Raw genomic sequence first — 3,305 nt, 5'->3', positions numbered from 1 at the left:
CGGGGTGCTGAGCTGGCTCTTGCTTACTGTCATTCGCGCTAACCAGACAGCCCAAATGGAACGCAGTTTAAAGCGCCAGGCCGAAATTGTAGAAATGCGTGTAAAACAGTCTTACCTGTTGGGAGTGCGCCAATCACCGGAAGGCTTCATGAAGAAGCAGGCGCCCCAACTCGCAGTGGAACTGGGCGTATCCAGCAATATGCGCGTTATTTTATATGATGGTCAGGGGCATGAGGTTGGCAATTCTCTACCGCTGGCTTTTAGAACAAATGTCAGCCAGGCCCTTTCCTATGCGCTCCAAGGCAAAATTGCGTATATTACGGAAGGTAGCGCAGTCACCTATTTGGCTCCGCTTCAAGGTCCGGACGGCTTACTGGGAGTGGTACAGCTTCATAGCTCAACAGAAGCGCAGCAGCAGTTCTACCAGGCCATTGCCCAGTTGTTTCTATGGACAGGGGGTGCGGTGCTGGTATTGAGCTTTATTTTGGGCTTAGGCTATGTCAGCCGCCAGACGAGAGATATCGGACGACTGACTCGCGCTTCCGAGCAGATATCGACAGGGCACTATCCAGAAGCCAGACTGCTGCGGCGGCAGGACGAGCTGGGAAGGCTGGATGAAGGAATGCTCCAGATGAGTCATGTGATTCGGGAGAGCATTACCGCGCTGGAAAACGAAAAGCTTCGGCTGGAAGAAGCGGTTCAGCGTTTGAGAGAGCTGGAGCAGCAGCAAAAATCTTTTATTGGAAATATCAGTCATGAATTAAAGACTCCATTAACCTCTATTCAGGCTTATGCTGATTTACTGGATATGTATGGGGATGATCCTGAACTGGTGCGTGAAGCGAGAGAAAGTATCAGTAAGGAAACAAAACGGTTGTACGAGCTTGTCGAGGACTCGCTGCGGCTATCTGTGCTGGATAAATATGATTTTGAATTGCATACAGAGGCTGTGAAACTGCATTCGTTGCTGGAAGATGCAGGGAGCCGTATTCGAGGAAAAGCGGCAGCGCGTAGGCTGAATTTTTCGATAGATACCGTTCCTGCCCAGGTGTGGGGAGACCCTAAGCATCTGATGCATATTGTACTGAATTTGCTGGATAATGCAGTGAAGTACAATTGGGACGGTGGATGGATTACGTTATCGAATCGAGTGGAACAGGACACCGTGATTGTGTGTATACGCAATTCCGGCCCATGGATTCCTAGGGAGCAATGGGACATGATTTTTGAGCCGTTTGCTACCTTAAGTCGTGATCGATCTCGTCAGGACAGCGGTACGGGACTCGGTCTTCCTCTGGCGCGCAGACTAGCGGAGCGCATGGGGGGAGAGTTGCAGCTTACAGCTTCAGATCATAGTGGGTTGGAAAATGACAACGGGCATACAAATGTAAGTGGGAATGAATTTTCGCTTAGACTCCCTCTCTTGGTTCACGATGGCTCCCTGTAAACGGCCAACTGTTAGCACAGGGCTAAAATGGTGTCTTGTTTACAATTTGGAAACAATCCGATGTATTCATGAGATGTTCGGGCATTAAAATGGGGGTATCGTTAACAAGGAGGCCGTTGTACATGATAAAGAAAAACATAGGCAGCTATGGGCAAAAGAACGGCTCCTCTCATCGCGAAGATTCCCGTACAAGAGTTTTCAGACAGAAAGCCACGGGGGTGCTCATGACCGGCTTAATCGCCGGGGGATTGTTCAGCGGTTGCGGCATAAAGAGCGCAGGAGAGACAAATCCAGCATCCGGTATGAAACCGGGGCAACAGCTTACTGTGATTGACACGGATGCAGCCCAGCAGCAAGTAACGGACGAGCTGGTGGTATCGTCTATCGACAGGCTGGGGGATGTCTACGCGAGGTCTTGGCTGAGCGACGAAGAGCTGATTGTGGAGCGTAAAACCCAGCTGTGGATTCATAATGTAGAGACAGACAAGGAGCGGATTTTAACACCAGGTCGTAAGGCTCCACAGTTACTTGCTGTGGTATCACCGGATCAGCGCCATGTCTTTTTTACTGAAGGTAGCACCAGCAGCAAATATGATATTCAGGGCTACATTTTGGAACTAAGCAGTGGTAAGGTTACATCGATCGGCAAGCTGGATATGACTAACGAAGTGAGCTGGAGCGATGAGAATGATCTCATTACAGGCACACCGGATGGTAAAATCCAGCTGATTGGTCTGGACGGAAAAGCTAAAGAATTGAGTTTTCAAGATCCAAATCGCTCTGAATTGATGTCTCATGTCGAAAAAGTGGGTAACGCCATATTTTATACAGGCAGTGATAAACAAGGGTATCCGGTGCTGAATCGGTTCACCCTCAATCATCCTCAGGCTGTGACCATTGCAGAGGGGGCCATGTCCTTTGCCGTGTCACCTGATGGTAAGTCAATTGCCATTGAAAAACGGAAATGGAATACATCCGAACCAGCCCGTATGATCATTTTGGATGAACAGGGCAAAGAGAAAGGGATCGTCGGTCAAGGCACTTTAATGAGTCATGGAAGCTGGTCCAGCGACGGGTCCAAGCTTGCTTATTCCATTTATGATGAGGATCAGCAAGGCATGAGAGGGCTGTATGTATTTGACCAGTCCACGGGTAAAACCACTCCGGTTACGACCGATATCCAATCCTATGACAGCCCAACGGTATGGAGCCCATCCGCCCGGTTTTTATCCATGTACCAGAACATCTCGGAAGGTGGAAAACAGCTCAATCAAAGCTACATCGTCGAATTTAAGAGGAAGTAGTTTCTGGACCCAGTCGTACACGAGGCTCATCGTTGACAAGGAAATCATACCAGAGGTTGCGAAACCGAACCTGAGGTCCATCAGCGGGGACGTGTGCCTCCATTCGCAGCGCTTCTGGGATTGGACGCGGATGCTGGCTTTCCACCACGGCCCGATCCTCTTCCAGCACCTTGCCACTGTATCTGGAAAAAATGTGGCCCATGCCCGGTACAAATCTGGCAAAATTACGTCCAGCCAGTCCGTAGATGGCAGTTAACTCTTGCTCAATCGGAGTGAAGGTGACGAAATTAATAAACTTGCTGCGTCCTTCCTTGGCGGGAGTCAAAATCCATTGCTGTGGAAAGGTATATTGTAATAGACCTTTCCCGTTTTTCACTCGAATATGATTGTCATCCGCTTCAAACTCGATATGAATGTCGGTGGAGGATTTTTTACCGATCGTTTTGTTATGGACAATTGGCAAATGAGCGACATCCAGCACGCTCTCCACAACTCTCCTCAGATGTGCCTTCCACACGGAATCGTAGGGAGACAAAATGAGAGAGGGGTCCTCC

At 49.3% G+C, this 3,305-nt stretch carries 2 protein-coding genes and 1 pseudogene; 2 read left to right on the top strand and 1 reads right to left on the bottom strand.

Features of this window, described 5'->3' with window-relative positions; all coding sequences use genetic code 11:
• Together GRP75_RS22290 and GRP75_RS22285 are read left to right on the top strand one after the other, a co-directional pair.
• Positions 1–1,447, top strand: a 1,447-nt coding sequence (locus GRP75_RS22290; protein WP_160790385.1) for a sensor histidine kinase, incomplete at its 5' end; no start/stop codon positions are given.
• Between the two features lie 122 nt (positions 1,448–1,569).
• Positions 1,570–2,751: a TolB-like translocation protein gene (locus GRP75_RS22285; RefSeq protein WP_160790384.1), complete on the top strand. Its 1,182-nt coding sequence runs from the start codon at positions 1,570–1,572 to the stop codon at positions 2,749–2,751.
• On the opposite strand, the pseudogene GRP75_RS22280 reads toward GRP75_RS22285, so the two are convergent.
• Positions 2,738–3,305 (bottom strand): annotated as a pseudogene (locus tag GRP75_RS22280) (aromatic ring-hydroxylating oxygenase subunit alpha); the annotation flags it as partial. The gene GRP75_RS22285 and the pseudogene GRP75_RS22280 overlap by 14 nt on opposite strands.

Origin of the sequence: Paenibacillus sp. OT2-17 (genome assembly GCF_009827695.1) — a bacterium.
Lineage (GTDB): Bacteria > Bacillota > Bacilli > Paenibacillales > Paenibacillaceae > Paenibacillus > Paenibacillus polymyxa_B.
This window is presented reverse-complemented; position numbering and strand designations above follow the sequence as displayed.